The 20639-nt window shown below is 66.6% G+C and carries 17 protein-coding genes; 10 read left to right on the forward strand and 7 right to left on the reverse strand.

The genetic code is table 11. From position 1 onward, the window contains the following. Positions 1 to 148 precede the first annotated feature (148 nt). The 3 genes from ROY82_06045 to ROY82_06055 are packed head-to-tail and all read left to right on the forward strand — an operon-like array spanning position 149 to position 4384. The gene (locus ROY82_06045) at positions 149 to 2572 is read left to right on the forward strand and encodes a hypothetical protein (GenBank protein MDT3682022.1); all 2424 of its coding nucleotides are present in this window, start codon (positions 149 to 151) and stop codon (positions 2570 to 2572) included. A gap of 57 nt (positions 2573 to 2629) precedes the next feature. Further along, a complete protein-coding gene (locus ROY82_06050) occupies positions 2630 to 3664 on the forward strand; it encodes an alcohol dehydrogenase catalytic domain-containing protein (GenBank protein ID MDT3682023.1) in 1035 nt (344 codons plus the stop codon). 51 nt (positions 3665 to 3715) lie between these two features. Beyond that, positions 3716 to 4384 (forward strand): HAD-IA family hydrolase, encoded by a 669-nt coding sequence (locus ROY82_06055; protein ID MDT3682024.1) that lies wholly within the window; start codon positions 3716 to 3718, stop codon positions 4382 to 4384. A gap of 553 nt (positions 4385 to 4937) precedes the next feature. Here ROY82_06055 and ROY82_06060 read toward each other — a convergent pair. The 7 genes from ROY82_06060 to ROY82_06090 form a co-directional block, all read right to left on the reverse strand. Beyond that, positions 4938 to 5354 carry a PIN domain-containing protein gene (locus ROY82_06060; GenBank protein MDT3682025.1) on the reverse strand — a complete coding sequence of 139 codons (417 nt, stop codon included), beginning with the start codon at positions 5352 to 5354 and terminating at the stop codon, positions 4938 to 4940. After that, entirely contained in the window at positions 5355 to 5585 is a 231-nt protein-coding gene (locus ROY82_06065) for a hypothetical protein (GenBank protein ID MDT3682026.1), read from the reverse strand. Between the two features lie 102 nt (positions 5586 to 5687). Then, positions 5688 to 7145 carry a serine hydrolase domain-containing protein gene (locus tag ROY82_06070; GenBank protein MDT3682027.1) on the reverse strand — a complete coding sequence of 486 codons (1458 nt, stop codon included), beginning with the start codon at positions 7143 to 7145 and terminating at the stop codon, positions 5688 to 5690. Between the two features lie 239 nt (positions 7146 to 7384). Continuing rightward, positions 7385 to 8239: an ABC transporter permease subunit gene (locus ROY82_06075; protein MDT3682028.1), complete on the reverse strand. Its 855-nt coding sequence runs from the start codon at positions 8237 to 8239 to the stop codon at positions 7385 to 7387. A 3-nt stretch (positions 8240 to 8242) separates the two neighbouring features. Further along, positions 8243 to 9022: an ABC transporter permease subunit gene (locus ROY82_06080; protein ID MDT3682029.1), complete on the reverse strand. Its 780-nt coding sequence runs from the start codon at positions 9020 to 9022 to the stop codon at positions 8243 to 8245. After that, positions 9012 to 9986: an ABC transporter ATP-binding protein gene (locus ROY82_06085; GenBank protein MDT3682030.1), complete on the reverse strand. Its 975-nt coding sequence runs from the start codon at positions 9984 to 9986 to the stop codon at positions 9012 to 9014. The genes ROY82_06080 and ROY82_06085 overlap by 11 nt, the downstream gene beginning before the upstream one ends. A gap of 427 nt (positions 9987 to 10413) precedes the next feature. Then, positions 10414 to 10791 carry a PIN domain-containing protein gene (locus ROY82_06090; GenBank protein MDT3682031.1) on the reverse strand — a complete coding sequence of 126 codons (378 nt, stop codon included), beginning with the start codon at positions 10789 to 10791 and terminating at the stop codon, positions 10414 to 10416. 401 nt (positions 10792 to 11192) lie between these two features. Here ROY82_06090 and ROY82_06095 point away from each other — a divergent pair, with 401 nt between their 5' ends. From ROY82_06095 to ROY82_06125, 7 genes are all read left to right on the forward strand, one after another. Then, on the forward strand, positions 11193 to 12554 hold the full coding sequence (locus ROY82_06095; GenBank protein ID MDT3682032.1) for an MFS transporter: 1362 nt from the start codon (positions 11193 to 11195) through the stop codon (positions 12552 to 12554). Between the two features lies 1 nt (position 12555). Next, the gene (locus ROY82_06100; GenBank protein MDT3682033.1) at positions 12556 to 14862 is read left to right on the forward strand and encodes a glycoside hydrolase family 15 protein; all 2307 of its coding nucleotides are present in this window, start codon (positions 12556 to 12558) and stop codon (positions 14860 to 14862) included. 2 nt (positions 14863 to 14864) lie between these two features. Continuing rightward, complete coding sequence (locus ROY82_06105; GenBank protein ID MDT3682034.1) at positions 14865 to 16013, forward strand: ion channel; 1149 nt, start codon at positions 14865 to 14867, stop codon at positions 16011 to 16013. A 107-nt stretch (positions 16014 to 16120) separates the two neighbouring features. After that, positions 16121 to 17017, forward strand: a complete 897-nt coding sequence (locus tag ROY82_06110) for a phosphate/phosphite/phosphonate ABC transporter substrate-binding protein (protein MDT3682035.1) — start codon at positions 16121 to 16123, stop codon at positions 17015 to 17017. 69 nt (positions 17018 to 17086) lie between these two features. After that, the gene (phnC, locus tag ROY82_06115; protein MDT3682036.1) at positions 17087 to 17836 is read left to right on the forward strand and encodes a phosphonate ABC transporter ATP-binding protein; all 750 of its coding nucleotides are present in this window, start codon (positions 17087 to 17089) and stop codon (positions 17834 to 17836) included. After that, positions 17836 to 19467 carry a phosphonate ABC transporter, permease protein PhnE gene (gene phnE / locus ROY82_06120; GenBank protein MDT3682037.1) on the forward strand — a complete coding sequence of 544 codons (1632 nt, stop codon included), beginning with the start codon at positions 17836 to 17838 and terminating at the stop codon, positions 19465 to 19467. The genes phnC and phnE overlap by 1 nt, the downstream gene beginning before the upstream one ends. 99 nt (positions 19468 to 19566) lie before the next feature. After that, positions 19567 to 20601 (forward strand): ABC transporter substrate-binding protein, encoded by a 1035-nt coding sequence (locus ROY82_06125; protein ID MDT3682038.1) that lies wholly within the window; start codon positions 19567 to 19569, stop codon positions 20599 to 20601. The last annotated feature ends 38 nt before the right edge of the window (positions 20602 to 20639 follow it).

The following is a 20639-nucleotide window of genomic DNA, read 5'->3' on the forward strand; positions in this document are numbered from 1 at the left end:
GCGTTGATGCAACATAGCGATGTTCCGAAGGCATGTCGCTCCCACCGGCCATGGAAGTCCCTCTGTCTCTGCGGTGTGACCGCCACTCGAACGGGCGGCACTGGCGCAAATTAGGTGCACATTAATGTGCTACCTCGTACGTTGCGGCATGCGCGAATCCAACCGCTCGGCCCACCTAAACATCACGTTCATCCTGGCTGCGTTTCTGCTGGCGGTGTTGACCGCCTGCGGCGGACCATCGAGCCCTAAGCAACCCGACCCGGCTAGGGTGCGCACGATAGCCGGCAAGATCTCGCTACCTACTGGCCACGGCGTCAACCTAGCGTCACTGACGGTCAGCAGCGCGAACGGCACGGCACCTGTCTCGGCCAACGGTGAGTTCACCATCAACGTGTTCGGCGGCGCTGCGGTCGAGATCGGCGTGGAGACCGCGGCAGGTCGCCTGCTCCTTCTCGGCGTCACCGACAGCGACGACGAGACCCGCGCCGGCAGCGACTCCATCGACATCTCGCTCGCCAGCACGGCAGACTCTCTCCTCTACTACCTGGTCGGTGGCATGTGGCTCCCTAGGGAGCAGCAGGACAAGGTGCGCTCGCTGTTGACTGGCGCACCCGCTGCCGCCAGGCTGGCCACCGAACTGGAGCGCCAGCTCCTGGCAGGCGGCAACGGTGTGGCCGACCCGGACGACGAGGTGCTGGCTGCCCTTCAGGCCGCTCACGGAGATGTTCTGGGCGCCGCGGGAGTAGCAGGCCTAGCGCCCCCCACCCCGCCAAACTTGGTGGCTTCAGCAGTCGGCGAACCGCAAGCGCTGGTTGGCTTCGAGCTGATCGTTCCGGCTGCCGTCGAGGGCGACAACATCGTCATCGAACCGAGCGCGGCTCAGGCCGGCGTCAAGGTGCTGCACAACCCCGCCGGCTCCGGAGTAGTCGCTCAGAACTCCTACCGCCGGCCTGCAGCGCTGCTCGCCTACGAGGTCGCCTGGGAGGACGCCGATCGCACGAAGCACCCGACCAATCCACCGGTGCTGGTAGGCAGAGTGGAGGTGCCCGCTACCGGCCAGCTGGAGTTCTTTAACGCCTTGCTAGACGTGGTAACCGGCGCTTCGCCTTGGTCGCACGTACTCAGCACACCGCTGGCGTTGGTCGGCCACGACGGCGCCAGCCGCACGCACTACCAACTGATCCTCATCGGACCCAGCACAACCAACGCCGCTTGGCCCATAATGTCCGACGAGCGATTCACAGGTTTTCATGACGCCTGGGACGAGATCGTCGTGGAGAAGTCCGTCGAGCTGTTCCTCGACGACCTTCTCCTGCCCCTCATCGAGGTCTACGGTCTCGGGAGCATGGCCAAGCTGGACGCCGCGAAACTGAACAAGGCCCGTGAGCGGGTGCGGATCATCCACGATAAACACCTCGCGCAACTCGGCGTCTACCTGACCCAGGGGCAGGCGGGCTACGGCAACGCCTTGAGGTTCCTGATGGCCGAGCTGATCGAGAACCGCACCTACAGGCTCGACATGCTGAACGTCGTGAAAGACGCCCTGGACGAGAGCACCAAGAACAAGGCCACCATCGACGCCATGGAGAAGCGCCTCAGTTCTCGGGCCGGTGCCACCGCCGTCGCGGCGGCGGTGCAAAGCGCGCTCGTCAGCGGAGACATCGCCAAGATCATGCACGACCTGGCGAGCTCGCCGAGCGTCATCGACTGGACCGCCGTATCGGCCCCCGCCCTGTTCGCCCTCTCGCCTGCGTCCGCAATAGTCTCCCGCAACCAGTCATCGGCTCGGTTCACCGTCATCCCCAAGGGTTCGACGACCGGCGACTACCTCTATCGTTGGACAACCAGTGGTCTTCACGGCGAGATCGACGACCTGCTGCAGAGCGGAACCACTTTCACGACGTCCTCGCGGGAGGTGTGGTACTTCCATGACTCCCCGAACGGCATCGAGGACAGTGACCGCGACACCGTCACGGTCGAGATCTTCGAGGTCGAGGAGGGCGCTGTCAGCATCCCCGCGGGCGCGAGCCCCATCGCGCGCATGGCAGCCGAGGTCCGTGGTGATGATCGGTTCCTCGACCCTCGGCTGGAGGTCACGTACGGCTCCACTCATCCGGATAGGCACATGGACGGCTTGAGCTTCCCGTGCGCCGAGATGAACCTCCGCTTCAAGGCCGAGGAAGGCGCCACGAGCTACACCATCTACCTTCGCGGTGTAGGCGGCCAGGGCGACGTACGCAACGGCAACCAGGACTTCCGCCTGCGCGGGCCGAACCACACGGTCGTCATCGATCCCAACGCCAAGTTCGTTGGAGGGTCAGCCGAGCCCGGCTGGGTAAACGACTACTACGGGTTGTGCAACTGGCGTGCACCTGGCGATCCCACGCTGATGGCTGCTTCACCGCCCTGGTTGGTAGCCTTCTTCGATCGCGGCAAGAACGAGTACTTGGTTACCCTGTTCGCCTTCGCGAACTGGGGGCGTGTCGACAACCCGTCGCCCGTCGAGCCACGAGTAGCACTCTGGTACGACTGGGTGGAGCACGCCCAGTTCGAGGTGGTGGTGAAGAGGTAGCTGCCGGGCCAGGAGACCACGCGCGCAGGCCGCCGAAGCACAGGGTTAGCATCGGGCATGCGCGCTATCCTCGTTGACGCCCCCAACTCCGCTCCCGTCCTCACAACGGTGCCGGAACCCGACCTCCCGCCGCACGGCGCCCTGGTGGAGGTGCGCGCCACTGGCGTTTGCCGCAGCGACTGGCACGCCTGGGTGGGCCACGACCAGACAGTGGCCTTCCCCCACGTGCCAGGGCACGAGTTCGCCGGCGTGGTGCGCGCGGTCGGCGCGAGAGTGCAGCGGTTCCAGGGCGGCGAGCGCGTAACCGCACCGTTCTGCTGCGGCTGCGGCTCCTGCGTGGAGTGTGGGGCCGGGCACCAGAACCTCTGTGAGCACGAGTACCAGCCCGGCTTCGACGGCTGGGGCAGCTTCGCGGAGCTGGTGATGGTCCCGTGGGCCGACGTCAACCTGGTCCCCTTGCCCGAAGAGTTGGGCTTCGACGTTGCCGCCAGCCTCGGTTGCCGCTTCACCACTTCGTATGCGGGGCTGACGGCGCACGCGCGCGTGAAGCCCGGTGAGTCGGTGGCGGTGTTCGGCTGCGGCGGCGTGGGCCTCTCCGCCGTCATGATCGCGTCACGCATGGGCGCTCGCGTGATAGCCGTCGACACGGTGCAGGAGAAGCTCGATCTCGCCCAGGAATTGGGGGGCCACGCCGTCGTGAACGTCTCCGAGACCGACCCCGTAGAGGCAATCCTCGAACTGACAGGAGGCGGAGCCCACGTCAGCGTCGACGCACTGGGGAGCGCGTCGACGGCCGGCCAGGGGGTGCGCTCCTTGCGCAAGCGCGGCCGACACCTCCAGCTCGGTCTATTGCTGGGGCAAGACGCTACTCCCAACGTACCGCTCGAACTTGCAATCAAGCGCGAGCTCAGCATCTTGGGCACGCACGGCATGCAGGCAAGGCGCTACCCGGAGATGCTCGACTTCATAGCCAGTAGCCGCGCGCCGCTCGAGGCGTTGATAGGCGCGCGGCGGCCGCTGGGGGCAGCGGGCGAGGTGCTCGCGTCGATGGGGAGCTTCGCGCCAGTCGGCGTAACCATCCTCCACCCTTGAGCGAGACTGGTCGCCTACCGAACAAATCGCTTAGCGACGTAGAGTAGGCCGATGCTACAGGCAGTGATCTTCGATTTCGACGGCACGATCCTGGATACCGAAACGGCCGAGTTCCGCCATTGGCAAGGGTTCTACCGGGAGCACGGCCTGGAACTGAAGCTGAGCGACTGGCAGCGGGGCATCGGCACCTGGGGGGCGTTCGACCCGTGGGCCGCGTTGCCCGAGGAGGTCCGGCTCCGCCGCGACGAGCTCTACCCCGGCCTACGCGCGGGAATCTTGGCAGCGGTGAACGAACTGGATGTGCGCCCCGGCATCCCCCAGGTCATCCGCGAGGCGCAGGAGCGTGGTCTCAAGCTGGCGATAGCCACGAGCAGCGGCAGGGCCTGGGTTGAGGAGTGGCTGGAGAAGCACGACCTGCTGCGGCTCTTCCCCGTTCTCGCCACCCAGGACGACGTACGCCGGGTCAAGCCCGATCCCGAGCTCTACAGCTTGGCCGTAGCGCAGCTGGGCGTAAGGCCCGAGGAGGCCCTTGCGCTGGAGGACTCCCTGAACGGCGCCACCGCAGCGGTGGCCGCCGGCGTGCCAGTGGTCGTGATCACCAACGACGTCACCCGGTCTCAGCCCTTCCCACCGGACTGGCCCCGGTTGGACGATTTCGCCGGCGGCCTGGGGCGCATCCTCGAGCTTGCCGGCCGGGACGTGCCGGCAACGGGCGAATAGGTTTCGGCTTGCCAAGAGCTGCTTGACTCGAGGAGCGTTGGGCCGGTTCAGATCGGAGCCGATCGTCCGAGAAGAAGCTGCCTCAGGCCGACCTGCAGCGATCACGCCTCCAACACGCCGGCGTCAGTGGCCGGGATGGCTAGGGCGCAGGCGCACTCGAGCAGCCTCCGGTCGAGCGTGTATAGCGTTTCTCCCTGCCGCTTCACTACCGCCAGATGCAAGGCGTCCGGGCCTCGGAGCCCGAGCCGGGGGTCGTGGAGCAGGAGTTCACGCGCACTCAGAAATCAGAAAGTCGTGCGAATCGGGGTTGAGAATCCTATAGACGTTGCGCGCATGACTCTCGAGGGTCGCGGCGATGACCCGCGGGTCGCCTTCCAGCCGGTTCGTTCGCTTGAGCCGAGTGAGGGCGCTCGCGAACTCGACCAGCGTCCATGTGCTGGTCACGAGCGTGCTCGCCGGCGCTAGACCATGGTTGCAGATGCTGTGGCACGTCTTGGTGGCACCGTTATTAAGGCGCAGCCCTACCTACTTGGCGACCCGGAAGTTGGCCCGGTCAGGTGAAAGGGTTCTCCACGATCAGGCTCGATATCGTCTGGCCGTGCTGCAGATCCTCGGAGAACAGCCGGGTTGCACTCGCTGCCAGAGCCGCCTCGACGATGAGGGCGTCCCAGAAGGAGACCATCTCGCGCGTGGTCCTCTCGCCCGCACTAACTATCAGGTCTGGGTCCACTCGAACGATCGGGAATACTGCAAGTTTCCGGACTATCCCAAGGGCCTCCGAAAGGCCAAGCGGCGTCGACAGCCTGCGGGTCGTGGCTACGAAGAACTCCTGTAGCACCTGGGTGCTCAAGACGAGGCTGCCGTCCCTGCTGTGCCTGTCAAGAAGTTCCCGGGCCCGGGCTTGCTTCTCTGGCGCAGCCCGGTCGAAGAGATAGACGAGGACACTGGTATCGAAGAAGACGCGTCCCATCTAGCGTTGGTGAAGCTCGTCTCGTGTCCAACGAGGCCCTTCGTGGCGCGATTGGGCGGTTTCGGACAGTTCGAGGATGGCTCTAGCCGCTGCATTACGCTCGGCTGCTAGGCCCGCATAACTTTCCAGGTAGTCGCGCAACACTGCGTTGACGGAAGTGCCTTGTTCGAGCGCGCGCATCCTCGCCCGCTTGAGCAGTTCCTCGTCCACAGTGATCGTCAGGTTCGCCATCTTCCAACCGCTCCTCGTGTAACCCGGGTTCAGTGTAGCACGAGATAGTGCGGCCTCCAGGAGTGCGACCTCGCGGCCAATCAACCAGGCGTCCGAGCCGGTTCAATCGGGCGAGGCTGCGCCGGTGTAGGCCACGCCGAGTCTGAACACGGCCCACAGCACACCGGTGATGGCGGAGGCAACGAAGGCCAGACCGAAATCGGGCTGGAAGTAGACCAGGGTCCGGATCGGGGTACCGAACAGGCTCGGCACCAGAACGAGGAGAACCCACGCCGCGGCGCTGGTGGTGAGCAGCGGGAACCAGAGGCTGAACAGGCCGAAAGCGCCGGCCTTGGCGCGGCGCTTGGCGCGAACCTTGGCGCGGCCGACCCACGCCTTGAACATGCCGAAGACGTAGATGAACGGCAGGATCACAAGACTGATGAACAGAACCTTTCGGGACCAGCCGGACCCGTAACTGTCGTAGCTGAGACCGAGTGCCCTATCGGAGATGCCCACGCGCAGGTGCCCCGTCTCTCCGAAGCCCATACCACTGCCGCCGTTGACGAGCACTACGACCGCCCTCCGTTGGTCAGGGAGCATCGTCGCGAGCGTTTCGACGCCGGGGCTGACCCCGTCGTGCCACACCACCCCGTCATCGGGATACACGTTCCAGCCAAAGCCGTACCCCGGCGATACGGCGCTGGCGGGTCGCATCATCAGCGCCTTGCCGGCGGCGCTCAGCACATCGTCCTCGCCGTTCATCATCATTGCGAGATAGCGCGCCAGATCGTTCGCGCTCGCCACGATTCCGCCTTGCGGAGCCGTCGCGCGGCCTGTCGTGTTGTCGGCGAGCGGCTTTTTCCTGCCGAACCACGGTCGGTGCCCGGTCGCCATCGACGCATGGACCTTACCGTCAGAAACGAAGCTGTGGTCCATGCCGACAGGCTCCAGGATGTTGGTGGCTACGTAGGTCTGGTATTCCTGGCCGCTCACGACTTCGACAAGTCGACCAAGGATCTCGTAGTTCGCGTTCGAGTAGTCCCACTTCTCGCCGGGCCTGTAGGCAGGCGTCACCCCTGCCAGCCGTTCTACCCCGCGTGCAAGGTCATCCTTCCCACCGGTGGCCTCCGGATGGCCCGCGTTCCCCTGCACCGTGGAGAAGCCGCTCGTGTGACTGAGCAACTGCCGGACCGTGATCGCGCCTGCAGGTCGGCCCGAGAACTCGTCAAGGTAGAGCGAGAGCTCGCTGTCCAGGCCGACCTTGCCCGCCTCGACCAGTTGCATGATGGCGAGCGCCGTGAAGCTCTTGGAGATCGAGCCGATCACGAACGGCGTGTCCGGCGTGACGGCCGTGTCGCCTCCGAGCTTGGCAACCCCGCGCGCACCGGCCGTCGTGATCTGACCGTCGGCCACCACGGCGTAGGCCACGCCGGGAACGCCGGAAGCAGGCATGGCGTCATCGATGAAGTCCTCTATCGGTCCTGAGGAGTTACCGGTAGCAGTAGCACTAGGAGCAGGGCCACCAGCGGCAGTGGCACTCGTAGGCAAGGCGGCGCTGAAGCAAAGCGCCAGTAGCATCAGAATTCGCTGCACCAGATCGGCCTCCTTCTGCCCAAGGACCTGCAGGCCATCAGAAAGTCCTTGCGCAATCTCGCAACCACGACCATGTCGGCTCGAGCGCCGCCCTGTCTGTCGCCAATGGCCCAATCGTGTCCTTCTCAAGTTTGTCCGTGCTTCAAGCTTTTCGGTCCCAATGGTCACGATAAGCGCTCACGAGGCCAAGCCGGGCAGGTGGCGTGGCCGCGGCAACGCGCCGGTCAGCCACGAAGGTCCTTGCGACGCGGGAAAATGGTGAAGGCAATCGCTCCAATGCCCACCGCGAGGCCGGCCATGATGGCGGCGTTGCCCCAGTCGAGACCTTCGGCCAGGGCCGGACTGGCCATGTACGGATACCAGAAGTTGATCTTGGACAACCACACCAACGAATCGACGAGGCCCAGGAAGCTCGCGGCGATGAACGACACGCCCAGCAACGCTCCGGTGATCGACAGGGTGAGGCGCCTGTCGGCGGTTGTCGCGCCCAGCGTAAGGGCGATGGCGCCGTAGACCAAGGCGATGAGGATCATGTTGACCGTGGCTGCGAGCGAGTCGAGAACCGGGATGCCGAGGCCACCGACCCGCCCGGCGATCAACATGCCGACGAACAACGCGGCGGCAACGATGAGCACGTGCGTGACCATGGCCGCGGCCTTTGCGAAGAGGAAGGTGGTTCGCGTGACGCCGGTAGACAGCACCAGCCCCAGGGTGCGGTCCTGTTCCTCGCCGGCGGTGGCCGACACCGCAGACATCATGGCCATGGCGATGAGGAAACCAGGACCCATCAGCGACATCAGCTCGGCGTGCATCCAGCCCGCTGGCGTGGCGATGGACAGGCCGCCCAGAAGGGCGTCGAAGGCGGCCGGGAACTTCCCGGCTATGGCCGCGAAAGTCTCTTGTAGCGGCGGCCATAGCGCACCGACGCCCACGGCCATCGCAAGGCCGTAGAACGCCAAGACGCTGACCAGGACGGTCTTGTCTGCCACGGCCCGGGTGTAGATGGTGCGCCACTTCGACGCGGTGGTGGCTGGCGCGGCGCGCGCCGGAGTCAGTGAAACGGAACTGGGGGTAGTCATGGTTCAGCCCCTCAGGTCGCGCCGGGGAAAGGCGCCGGCCGCGACAGCCATCACGACCGCCGCGATGGCGGTGAAGATGCCTAGGTCAGCCAGGTTGATGCCGTACCTCAGCGGGTCGGAGTCGGCAAGGTAGTAGTACCAGGGGCTCACCTTCGCCCAAGCCTCGAGGCCGGCGAGTGGCAGCATGGTGGCCGCCAGGTAGGCGGCCACCGCGATCCCGCCGGCGACAGCCGAGCCAAGCGCGGGTAGGCCGGTTGCCGCGGCGCCCGCGAAGGCTACGGCACCGAACGCCAGGCCGAGGAACAGCAGGTGGATCGTGCCGCCGGTGAGGCCGACCAGCGTCAACTCGGTGGCGTCGGCCGCGATGAAGGTCGCCATCACCACCCAGTTCACGCTCACCACCACGACCAATGCCAGGGCGACTCCGGCGGCCTTGGTCCAGAGCAGCCTGGCGCGAGTAACGGGTTGGGCCGAGAGGATCGCCATGGTGCCGTCTCGCTCCTCCCCCGCCAGGGCGCCCGCCCCGCCGATGATGGCGAAGACCACCACGGCGATCGGGAAGACCAGGTTGAACATCTCACCTACGACGTAACCGCCCGGTACGTTGCTACCCACGAGGGCCGTGAGCACGTCCGGGAAGTTGGCGGTCATCTCCTCGATGAAGCCACCGAGCGCTTCGGCGATCGCCAGCGCCAGGGCACCGAAGGCGCCAAGTATGACGGCGAGGACGCCTGCCCCGACCGCGCGCCGGCGCACCTCGTGGCGTAGTAGTTCAGCGATCATGACCTGCCCCTTGGTCCCGCTGGACCGAGTTGCCAGACGGCGCACTCTCGTCGATGAACGTGGTGTCGTCGGGGCTATCGCGGTAGTAGGCCAGGAAGATCTCCTCTAGGTCCGCATCGCGCGAACGCAGGTTGACCACGTCGTACGCCATGGCGGCCTTCAGGACCGGGTTGACCGAACCCTCGTAAGTGATGCGGGCGTGGGCGCCGTCGACCTCGACGTCGTGCACCAGGTCGACGTGGCTGAAGACGTCCGGCGGCACCGGCGTGGCGAACTCGAACTCCAGGCGGCGGATGGCCTTGCGCTTCAGCTCGTCGATCCGCTCGACCACCACGAGCTTGCCGTGACGGATGATGCCCACCCGATCGGCGACCCGCTCCACCTCCGAGAGGGTGTGAGACGACAGGAACACCGTGCGCCCCTCCTCGCGCACCTCACGTAGCATCGTCTGGAACGTTCGCTGCACCAGCGGGTCTAGCCCTGCGTTCGGCTCGTCCAGGATGAGCAGTTCGGGCTGGTGCATGAAAGCCTGGATGAGGCCGATCTTCTGCCGGTTGCCGGTGGAGTACTCACCGACCTTCCGGGACAGGTCGGCGTCCAGCCGCTCGGCAAGATCGCCTACGAAGGCCATGTCGACCCCGCCGCGGATGCCCGCGAAGTAGTCGATGGTCTGGCGGCCCGTCAGTTTCGGGTACAGGGCGAGGTCGCCGGGCACGTAACCGATGCGTCGCCGGATCTCGAGTGACTCCTCGCGTATGTCATGACCGAGCACCGTTGCGCTGCCGGACGTGGCGCGTAACTGGTTCAGCAACATCCGGATGGTGGTCGATTTGCCTGCGCCGTTGGGGCCGAGGAACCCGAAGATCTCCCCGGCGTGTACCTGCAGGTCCAGATCGTCGACGGCCACGAGGCTGCCGAACTTCTTGGTCAACCCTACGGTCCGGATCGCATCGGTCTTACTCATGGTTTGCGTTCCTCTCGTCGTGGAACGGCCGCATCAGGGCCGGTAGTTCGCATTCCAGCAACGCGCAGAAGTCCGTCATCTCACTCAGCCGCTCCCGGCGGGCCGCAGCGTTGGCGCCCGATAGGGTCACCCTTCTCTCCCACCTCCCGCAGGCGGATCATATTGTCAAGTTCCCGGACCATCGCGGTGTCTCTGTCGGGCGGGTAACCCCGCCGTCGCCAGGGCGGGGCCCATCTCGACCACGAAGCCCACGAGGGCCCGGTCCGTCGGCGCCGCGCCGGACGGTTTCCCAACCCTGCCTTGGGATTTCATAGGGTTCAGGATAGAGGAATTCTCTGAATACATGCAGATGTGGGCCCGTGCGGGAGTCGCCGCACGCTCCGGTTTGACCTGGCACGTAGCTAGGCTGAATGACCGACCGTGCGGGTCAGTAAGGTGCCTTGAGTCCCTTTAGCATCGGGAAGTGCCCGACGTTCGTGGTCAACAGGTCGGCGTCCAAGAGCGCTGCGGTGGCCGCGATGACATAGTCAACCGTGTCGATACCCGCGTGCGCCGGTCGATGCTTCCGCGCGAGGGCACCGGCGGCCCGCACGACAACCTCGTCAACGGGAATCCACTTGAGCACAGTGAAGAACGCCTCGAGCGCGCCTGCCTCGGTAGCGCGGGCGCCAGCCAGCAACTCGAAGCGCACGAGTTCGCTGGCCGCGATCACCTCACCGGCGGCCACCAAGCCCGACAGCAGATCCGTCGCTTCGTGCCTGCCTCTCAGATGGTCGATCGCAACGGAGCTGTCGATGATCTTCACGGGTTTGGCATCTCCCCCAGACGGCTATTAGTCAACCAGCCCTTGACGCCTCAGGCGTTCCGTCAACCCGCCCCTTACCTCATCTACATACTCAGCGCCAGTGAAGCGTCGGTCCTGCCACGACCCGGCACTGAGCCGCAATGCCGCCAGCCTCTCGTCGAGACTCGGTTCGCCATACGTATTGCGCACGGCCCGACGGATCAACTCAGAACGCGAGGCTCCGGTCTCGCGTGTTGCTCGCTCGAGGAGCTCGACATCCTCCTTTTCCAGTAGAATCTGCGTGCGTAACATGATGTAAGTATACATCTCATGATGTGCGTGCCGGTGGCACGGCTCGGCGACCCGGCGTGAGAGCCGACCGGGCTTCGTGACGTGCGCGCTCCTATCATGGCGGCGGAGGTTTGCGCACGACCAAGTCGACCGTCGAGCCCTGGTTCGTCGCCTATGCGCTGGTTGGCGCGGTAGCGGCCGGGCTGGCGCCGCTGCTGCTGCCCCTGTGGGTGAGCCGCGGCAGCACGGCGGCCCACGTCGGGTTGGTCATGGCCGCCCTCAGTTTCGGGCAGTTGAGCGCCCCCCTGTGGGGGCAACTCGCCGACAAGTGGCGTGCACACGCGCAGCTCTTCGTCGGCGGCCTCGCCCTAACGGGCCTGGCGCTGGCGAGCGTGTCCCTAACTCACGACCCCTACCTGTTGGTGGCCGAGAGCCTCGTGCTCGGGCTGGGCATCGCGGCAACCACTACGGTGGCGAACCTCTTCATCGTCGAGCGCTACCCGCGCGAGAGTTGGAGCGTCCGGCTCGGCTCGCTGCAGACCGCGTACGCCCTCGGACAGGTCGGTGGCTTCGTGGTGGCGGGCCTGTTCAGCGGCCTGGGGCTCGGCCTCGCCATCGGCATCACGGCGTTGCTGCCGTTCATCGCCATGGCTTTCGGCCGAAGCCTGCCCCGGGTGCCGGGCTCGGGGAGCCGACCCCGGTTCCACTTGGCGCTACACCTGAACGTCGAGCCGCTCTTCGGCTCACTGGCGCACGCCTATCACCTCGTACACGTTGGCAAGGCGATACGTGCCCTTAGGCGCGCACCGGCGGCACTGCTGCGTTTCCAGCTGCTCTGGTTCGTGATCAACACGGGTTCGTCGTTCATCTTCTCGTTCTACCCGCTACTCCTCGCCCGTCTGTACGGTGTCCCGACCGAACGTATCGCTTGGGCCTACGCCGCCGCGGCCGGAGTGGGGCTCCTGCTTTACGGCCCCGCCGGCGCCTGGGTCGAGAAAAGCGGCTGCGCTTTAGTGCTGCGCGCAGGCATCGCCTTCAGAGTGATCATGCTCGCCGGTCTCGCAGGAGTAGCGCTGCTTCCCCTGGCGGACCGGGGGCTCTTGGCACTGGCGCTCTTCGGGGGCATCGTGCTGGCGTGGTCGCTCATCAGCGTGGCGGGTACCACGCTCGCAGCCGACTCGGCGCTGTCGGAAGGCGAGGCCATGGGCCTCTTCAGCGCCAACGGCGCCTTGGCCGGCGTCAGCGGCGCGCTGTTGGGCGGCGTGCTGGTGCGTTACTTCGGCTACGTCTCGCTCCCACTGGCGGCCTTGGCACTCCTCATCGTCGGCATGGCCATCAGTCGGGCGGTGCCAGAGCCGTCGCCGCCAGAGGGTAGATCGGAAGGAGAGAGCGTGCACCTCGACCCGACCAAGCAGGGCGACCCCATAGCGGGCACCACGGTGGTGAGCGACGTCGCCATGGCCGCTCTCCCAAACCCGAAGCAAGGAGGTTGACATGAACGCACCTGGCCAGCCGGGAATCGCGCCTACTTGGTCCTCGAGCGCTAAGGACCTCGTCACCACCTCACTGGGTCCGGCCCGCCTGTGGGCGACGCTCGGCCACGGGATCGTGAACGAGGTCTACTACCCCACGACCGGTCGGCCCCAGATCCGCGACCTCGGCTTCATCGTGGCGAAACCAGGTGCCTGGTTCGAGGTCAAGCGCGTGAACCGCTACACGCTCACGTTGCCCGAGCCGTACGTGCCTTTGCCCACGGTCGTTCACGAGGGCGACGACTACCGGCTCACGCTAGAGGTCCTGTGCGACCCGTTGAGGGAGACCCTTCTCGTCAGGTACGCCCTGGAAGGCGCCGACTTCACGCTCTATCCGCTCCTGGCGCCACACCTCGGACCGAAGAGCGGGGACGACACCGCCTGGAGCGAGGAGGGCGCCCTGCTTGCCGCGGGCGGTTCCGACTTCCTCTGCCTGCTGGCCAGCGCGGGCTTCGCGCGTAGCAGCGTGGGCTACGTGGGCGTATCGGATGGCTGGCAGGACTTCTCGCGCAACGGTGCCATGACCTGGACGTACGGCCGCGCGGAGCACGGCAACGTCGCCCTCATGGGTGAGCTGAACGCGGCCGAGGGCGTTATCGCCCTGGGTTTCGCGGAGAGCCCGCAGGGCGCGAGGACCCGAGCGGTCTCCAGCCTCGTCGAAGGGTTCGGGCCTATCAGCAAGACGTTCATAGCAGGCTGGAAGGCTTGGGGCCAGGCGCTCAAGTTGCCCACCCGGAAGCCCGAGCTCAAACGCGAGGCCTACCTCTCCGCCATGACCCTCAAGGTGCACGAGGACAAGAGCTACCCTGGCGCGGTGGTAGCGAGCATGAGCATCCCGTGGGGCAGCAGCCACGACGACCTGGGCGGCTACCACCTCGTGTGGGCGCGCGACGCCGTCGAGGCCGGCCTCGGCCTCCTCGCCACGGGGCAGGTCGAAGACGCTCGCCGGATGCTCGCCTACCTCTGCGCCGTGCAGCAGCCCGACGGCCACTGGTACCAGAACAACTATCCGGACGGAGCGCCTTACTGGACCGGGATCCAGCTCGACGAGGTCGGCTTCCCCATCCTGCTGGCCGAGAAGCTGCGGGAACGAGGCGTACTGACGGACCTGCCGAGCGTGAAGGCGATGGTGAGGCGCGCAGCGGCGTACCTCGCCCAGCATGGGCCCATCAGTCCCGAGGACCGCTGGGAGGAGAACGCCGGCGCCAGCCCGTTCACGCTAGCGGTCGAGGTCGCTGCCCTCGTGGCGGCCGCCGGCTTCCTCGAACCCGGCGACGCCGCCTACGCCCTGTCGCTGGCCGATCATTGGAACGCGCGCATAGAGGCCTGGACGTACGCCCGTGGCACCGACCTGGCCGCCCAGGCCGGAGTCGACGGCTACTACGTCCGCATCGTCCCGCCGCCCGCAGCCGGCGGCCTACGGGGGCGCATCGAGGTGCGCAACCGCGTGAACGACAGCGTCGAGGCCAAAGAGCTGGTGAGCATCGATTTCTTGTACCTGAGCCGGCTCGGGCTGCGGGCAGCGGACGAGCCCAAGATGCGCGCCAGCCTGAAGGTGGCGGAGCACGTCCTGCGGGTCGACACCCCAAGCGGCGTCAGTTTCCACCGTTACAACGGGGACGGTTACGGCGAGCACCCCGACGGTAGCCCCTTCGACGGCACCGGCGTGGGGCGCGCCTGGCCCCTTCTCACCGGCGAACGCGGTCACATGGCCCTGCAGCAGGGTGAGGACCCCACGCCCTACCTGATGGCGATGACCAAGATGACCGGCCCCGGCGGCCTGATCCCGGAGCAAGTGTGGGACACCGACCCGCTGCCCGAGAAGCTCCTCTTCCCCGGCAAACCATCGGGAAGCGCCATGCCGCTAGTGTGGGCGCATGCGGAGTTCCTCAAGCTCCTCCAGGCCACCAGCGACCGTCGCCCACTGGAACTGCTCGATGCGGTGGAGAAACGGTACGGCTTCAAGGCGCCGAAACCCAGGACCTGGCACTGGCGCCCGGACACCCCCTTCGGCACTATCCCAAAAGGCAAGGAGCTGGTCGTAGAGGCGCCAAGGATGTTCGAACTCGAATATCAACTCGACGGGGAAACACCGCAACGTCAAGCCGCCACGTTGCAGGGGCTCGGCGTGTACGGGGTCCGCTTCGCTCACGAGCTGCTCGCGGGTCACGCGCTATTGACGTTCACGTACCATTTTCAGGCCGGCCAGAGTACGGACGCTGGTCGCATCGAGCTGAACATGAAGCCGGCCCTCACAGTCCGGAGGTAGCAGTGCGACACATACGAGCGCTTCGCCGCCACGCCCATCTGCTGCTCGCCGCGCTGATTCTGGCCGTCGGAGGCGTGAACATCCTGTTCGGCCTGAACGTGTTGGGCGGCGGCCTGGTGGATGGGCCCCTCGCACAGTTCGACGAGGGTCTCACCGAGGGCTTCGCGGCCTTCGGGCGCAGTGGCCAGTTGGGCTTCGGGGTGGCGCTCGTGCTGCTGGCGGGTGGGCTGGCGTTACGCTTACGAAGCGCCTGGGCTTTCAGCACCTTGTGCCTCATCGCGCTGCTGGCCGCGAACCTACTGCGAGGCGACCGCCACGAGGCCCTGGTCCTCGGCGCCCCCGTGCTGCTCATCTTGGCGGTCCTGGTGCTGTTCCGGAACGCCTTCGACCGCCAGGAGATCGGCGCCAACATCATCATCGCCGCAATCAGCCTTGCGGCGGTCCTGGGCTTCGCTACCCTGGGCACGTACCTGTTGGGCCAGGGTTTCACTCCGGTCGTCGCCGACCTGCCGACGGCCCTCTACTTCTCGGTCATGACGTTGGCAACCGTGGGCTACGGCGACATCGTGCCAGTCACCCCGACTACCCGCATGTTCACCGTGACGTTCCTCGTGTTCGGACTGGGCATCTTCGCCACCGCCCTCACTACTCTGTTCTCCAGCACCGTCGAGCCCAGATTGCAGCGAGTCCTGGCGCCCAAGTCGAGCGGCGCGGCGCGGCATGGCCGCGTGATCCTGGTGGGCCAAGGCCCACTCGCGAACAGCACCGCCGCCGAGTTCGAGCGCCGCAAGCAGGAGTTCGTGAGGCTCTCGGCCGTCGGCCCTGGGGGGCCCGCGCCGGATGCAGCCTCGGGCCGCCCTTCGGAGGTGAGTGACCTACAACGCGCCGGCGTCGCGCGGGCGCGGCTGGTCATACTCGCGGGTGACGATGTTGCCGACAACGAGCGCGCCGTTGCGGCAGTCAAGCTCCTGGCCCCCGATGTACGGGTGTTGGCGCTGGCGGCGCCAGAGCACTTCGCGCGGCTGAGGCGGGCCAAGGCCGACCTGCTTTTCGCGCCAACCGCGGCGGCCGGGCGTCTGGTGGCGCAATTGGCCGAGGGCGAGCCGCTCGAGCCAAGTATGCGAGACCTGGTGGTGGGAGAGCTGCCGTGACCGCTGCGCGCACGTCGCCCGAACGCGTTGAGGGCGCGCGGTTCAGCGTGCTAGATTCCCTCCCAAGGTCCTTTCGACCCCACTTCGTGGTTGCCTGGAGGCGTACCGTGATCAAGTCCATCCGCAGCTTCTCGTTGTCCATCCTGGCGGCAGCCGCCCTGCTTCCGGTCGCCGCGGCGCAGGCCCCGATCACCGTGAGCATCGGTTTCAACCCCACGCAGAACTCAGACCTCCTTACCTCCGCCGCCAACGGCATCGCCAGCTACATCGAGGCGCAGTTGGGCGGCGCCGTCGAGGTGAAGGTGTACATACCCACCGACTACCGTGGGCTCATCGAGGCCATGGGTTCGGGCAACCTCGACTTCGCGTTCTTCCCGCCCGACGGCTTCGTGGTGGCCAACCAAGAGGTCGGCGCCATGGTGCTCCTCAAGTCGGTGCGTAACGGCAACCCGTTCTACTGGTCGGCCATCGTGGTGCGCAAGGACAGCGGCATCACCGACATAGGCGACCTCGAGGGCAAGTCGATCGCCTGGGTCGACCCCAACTCCGCCGCCGGTTACACCTTCCCGCGCGCCGAGCTGATCTCGGCCGGCATCAACCCTGACGACTTCTTCAGCAAGCAGGTGTTCGCCGGCGGCCACGACGCCGCCGTGCTGGCCGTGTTGAACGGCTCCGTCGATGCCGCTGCCACGTTCGCCAACGACGACCAGAACATCTCGGGCGCCTGGACGCAGTTCCTCGATCCCGACCAGGCCAAGCAGCTCACGGCCATCTTCTACTCGCGGCCAATCCCGGGCGACACCTTCAGCGTCTCGAGGACGTTCGCCGACGAGCACCCGGCCCTCACGTACCAGATCGCGGCCGCCATCGCCACCATCAAGGCGCCCGAGAACAACTTGCTCGTGGACCTCTACCGCATCGATTACATGATCCCGGCCGACAGCTCCGACTACGCCGTGGTTCGAGACACCCGCCGGATCCTCGGACTCGACAAGGGTCAGTGAGGCAACTGGTGTGCGCCGTGCGCAAGCAAATGAGCGCGCGGCGCACACCTCGGTGCACACGACAGCTCGATGATCGAAGTCTCGAACCTCGGCAAGGTCTTCCCCGACGGCACCCGAGCCCTGTCGGACGTCAACGTGAGCGTTCCGGACGGCGACTTCATCGCCGTTCTCGGCCTCTCGGGCGCAGGGAAGTCGACCTTCCTGCGCTGCCTCAACCGCCTGGTCGACCCGACCGAGGGCTCCATCTTAGTGGGCGACCGCGACGTCGCCAAGCTGCACGGGCGCGGACTGCAGCACTACCGCCGCACCGTCGGCTTCATCTTCCAGCAGTTCAACCTGGTTCAGCGCCTGAGCGTGCTCGACAACGTCCTGACCGGCCGGCTCGGCTACCATCCCACGTGGCGCGGGCTGCTCGGCCTCTTCACCGAGACTGACCGCGCCCTGGCGCTGTCCGCCATCCACGACGTTGGCCTGGCAGGCAGGGAGGACGCCCGCGTCGACCAACTGTCCGGCGGGCAGCAGCAGCGTGTCGCCATCGCGCGCGCCATGGCACAGGAGCCGCAGCTGATCCTCGCGGACGAGCCCATGGCCAGCCTCGATCCGCGCCTGTCCGACGTGATCCTGGGCATCTTGCGTGATTACAACGAGGCCAAGGGCGTAACCGTGCTCGTCAATATCCACGTCATCGACCTTGCCAAGCGCTACGCGAGAAGGGTGCTTGCCTTCAACAAGGGCAGGCTCATCTTCGACGGCCCCGTCAGCAGCCTCGACGACGAGCTGGAGACCCGGATCTACGCCGGTTCCCTCGAGGCGCTCTGATGTGGGCCAGTGTCGTCATCGGCGCCGGCGTTTCGGTGCTGATCGGCCTCGCACGAGCCTCCATGCGGCGCCTGGTCATCACGGCCGGGCTGGCGCTGCTGGTCGCGTACCTCGCCTTCCCGTTCTCGACGGCCGTGGGCTTCGTAAGCCGCAACTCGGTCAGGCCGACGCTGCTCGGCATGACGCCCTTCCAACCGCTGCTCGCGGTGGTGCTCATCGCCGCCCTTGCCGCCATCATCGTGCCTCTGTTGAACGCCCGCATCGGCGGTTTGGTGGCCGTGCTCGGCGCCGCGGGCAGTCTGGTGACCGTGCTGACGTGGCACTCCCAGGCCCCGGCGCTGGTGAAGCTCCTCCCCCTGAACGGGCTCATGGAGGTGCTCACCGGTGCCGTGCTGTTCGTGGCCATCGCCTTCGCCGGTTGGGGCTCGGGCCGCCTGCGTTGGCCCGTACTCGGGCTCGCCGCCGTGGCCGGCGTCCTCACCGCCGCGCTGCTGCTGTCGCCAGGTGGCCAACGCGTCTTCCCCAACGCCGTCGGCTACTACCGCCTGACCACGCCGGCCAGTGCCGAGAAGCAGCACGAGATCGTCGAGGAGTACAACGCCAACCTGGAAACCACGAACTCGCAGCGCCAGAAGATCGGCCTCAAGCCCCTCCCGGCCATAGAGAGCGCCGCGGGGCTCGCCACTGAGCGCCTGCCCGAAGCGGCAGCGAACGCCGGCTACCGCATGTTGCGGCCGGCCGAGTCGGGCTACGGCGTGGGCGTCGTCCTCCTGTTGTGCGGTGTGCTCCTCGGCAGCGGCCTGATGTTGCTCGCCAAGCCCGCCTTGAAGAACTCGAACGATCTCGCCACCGCGGCGCTCTACGCCGGGGCGCTCGTCGTCCTGGCCCCGGCCTTCGCCTCCACCGAGTTCGGTTTCCGCAAACTCGTGGAGGGCTGGCCGTTCCTCCTCAACTTCCTAGACCGCGCCTGGCCGCCCCTCCTCGCCGACCCGACTTTCGGGCAGTTCGGCATCTTCCCGCTGCAGGAAGTCGCCAGCCAGATGCTCATCACGCTCGAGATCGCCCTCGTGGGCACGTTCCTCGGCGCGTTGTTCGCGGTGCCGTTGAGCTTCCCCGCCGCCCGCAACCTCACCGCCCGCAACCCGCTCATGCGCGCCGCTTTCGTGCTTACGCGGGGCTTCTTCAACCTCGACCGCGGCATCGACACGCTCATCCTCGCCCTCATCTTCGTCGCCACCGTCGGGCTCGGGCCGCTCGCGGGGGTCCTCGCCATGGCCATCCACTCCATCGCGGACCTGGGCAAGCTCTACTCCGAGTCCATCGAGAACGTCGACAAGGGCCCCATCGAGGCCCTCGAGGCGGTCGGCGGGTCGGGCAGCAACGTGGTGCGGTGGGCCATTTTGCCGCAGGTGTCGCCCCTGTTCCTCGGCTGGACCCTCTACCGCTTCGAGATCAACTTCCGCGTCTCCATCGTGCTCGGGCTGGTGGGCGCGGGCGGCATCGGCTTCTTCATCCAAGACAAGATGGCGTCCGGCAAGTACGACCAGATGATCCTCGCCATCATCGCGATCGTCATCGTCGTCAACATCATCGACTTCGTGTCTTCGTGGTTACGCGGCAAACTCGTCTGAATGGTGGTGCGGGGGGCCGCCCCCAAGCGGAGATATACACTGCCCTGACGGGAGAACCGTTCCCTCGCCGCGGAAAGTTGCGAGGCCGGGAGTTGAGTCATGCACCAGACGATCAGACGACCTTCGGGAGCGTGGTGGCGTAACCGGATAGCCCTGCTGGCCCTGGCGATGAGCTTGGGCCTGCTCGCAACCGGACGGGCGACCGCCCAGGACGAAGTGCGCGTTTATGCCGTCATCAACGAGGACGACGTGCGCATGTTGGCCGACATGTTCACGGCGGAAACGGGTATCAAGGTCAGTTACCTGCGGGCCTCCACCGGTGAGCTGGTCAGCCGCGTGATCGCGGAGGCCGGCGCGCCGCAGGCCGACGTGCTGTTGGGCGGCCCGAGCGCGCAGCACATCGCCATCGAGGAGACCGGTGCCCTGGCCGTCTACCACCCCGCGGCCGCCGCTGCCCTGCCCGCCTATGCAGTCAGCCCCGAGGGTTACTGGACGGGCTTCTACCTCACGGCCCTCGGGATAGGCGTCAACCTGGAGCGCTTCCACCAGCTCTTCCCCGACACGCCGCTCCCCGCCACCTGGGACGACCTCCTCAACCCCGTGTTCAAGGGCGAGATCGTCATGACCGATCCGGTCTCTTCCTCGACTGCCTACCTCTTCTTACAGGACCAGTTGCAGAGGCTGGGCTGGGACGCCGGGTGGGCTTACCTCGAGAAGCTCGCGCCGTTGGTGGGCCAGTTCCCCGCCAGTGGCGGAGCGCCGCCGCAGTTGGTCGGGACGGGTGAGTACGCACTGGGCGTTGCCTACGTGCACGCCCTGATCCGTTACCGTCACGACGGCTTCCCGATTACCACCATCGTGCCGCCCGGCACCGCCGGCGAAGTTGGGGCCGTATCGATAATCAAGGGCGGCCCGAACCCCGACAACGCGCGGCGCTTCGTCGACTTCGTCCTCTCTGCCAAGGCCGAGGAGGCGTTCGCGGCGCAGTCGTTCACCACGCCCCTCAACCCCGACGCGCCCCTGCCCGAGGGGGCCACGAGCTTCGCCGACTACGACTACATCGACTACGACGCGGAGCTGGCGGGCGAGCAGCGCGACGAGGTGCTGCTCCGCTGGCAGCAAGTGGTCGATTGACGGCCGAAGACCGCCCCGCCATGGGCCTAGCGAGTGAA

Source organism: Truepera sp. (assembly GCA_032027045.1).
Lineage (GTDB): Bacteria > Deinococcota > Deinococci > Deinococcales > Trueperaceae > JAAYYF01.

What these genes read in the sequence shown, in the direction of transcription:
- ROY82_06065 (MDT3682026.1), bottom strand. Translation starts at nt 5,585, where the DNA reads ATGGCGAACCTGACGATCACTGTGGACGAGGAACTGCTCAAGCGGGCG.
- phnE (MDT3682037.1), top strand. Translation starts at nt 17,836, where the DNA reads ATGTGGGCCAGTGTCGTCATCGGCGCCGGCGTTTCGGTGCTGATCGGC.
- ROY82_06100 (MDT3682033.1), top strand. Translation starts at nt 12,556, where the DNA reads ATGAACGCACCTGGCCAGCCGGGAATCGCGCCTACTTGGTCCTCGAGC.
- ROY82_06045 (MDT3682022.1), top strand. Translation starts at nt 149, where the DNA reads ATGCGCGAATCCAACCGCTCGGCCCACCTAAACATCACGTTCATCCTG.
- ROY82_06055 (MDT3682024.1), top strand. Translation starts at nt 3,716, where the DNA reads ATGCTACAGGCAGTGATCTTCGATTTCGACGGCACGATCCTGGATACC.
- ROY82_06075 (MDT3682028.1), bottom strand. Translation starts at nt 8,239, where the DNA reads ATGACTACCCCCAGTTCCGTTTCACTGACTCCGGCGCGCGCCGCGCCA.
- ROY82_06060 (MDT3682025.1), bottom strand. Translation starts at nt 5,354, where the DNA reads ATGGGACGCGTCTTCTTCGATACCAGTGTCCTCGTCTATCTCTTCGAC.
- ROY82_06080 (MDT3682029.1), bottom strand. Translation starts at nt 9,022, where the DNA reads ATGATCGCTGAACTACTACGCCACGAGGTGCGCCGGCGCGCGGTCGGG.
- ROY82_06125 (MDT3682038.1), top strand. Translation starts at nt 19,567, where the DNA reads ATGCACCAGACGATCAGACGACCTTCGGGAGCGTGGTGGCGTAACCGG.
- ROY82_06070 (MDT3682027.1), bottom strand. Translation starts at nt 7,145, where the DNA reads ATGCTACTGGCGCTTTGCTTCAGCGCCGCCTTGCCTACGAGTGCCACT.
- ROY82_06050 (MDT3682023.1), top strand. Translation starts at nt 2,630, where the DNA reads ATGCGCGCTATCCTCGTTGACGCCCCCAACTCCGCTCCCGTCCTCACA.
- ROY82_06085 (MDT3682030.1), bottom strand. Translation starts at nt 9,986, where the DNA reads ATGAGTAAGACCGATGCGATCCGGACCGTAGGGTTGACCAAGAAGTTC.
- phnC (MDT3682036.1), top strand. Translation starts at nt 17,087, where the DNA reads ATGATCGAAGTCTCGAACCTCGGCAAGGTCTTCCCCGACGGCACCCGA.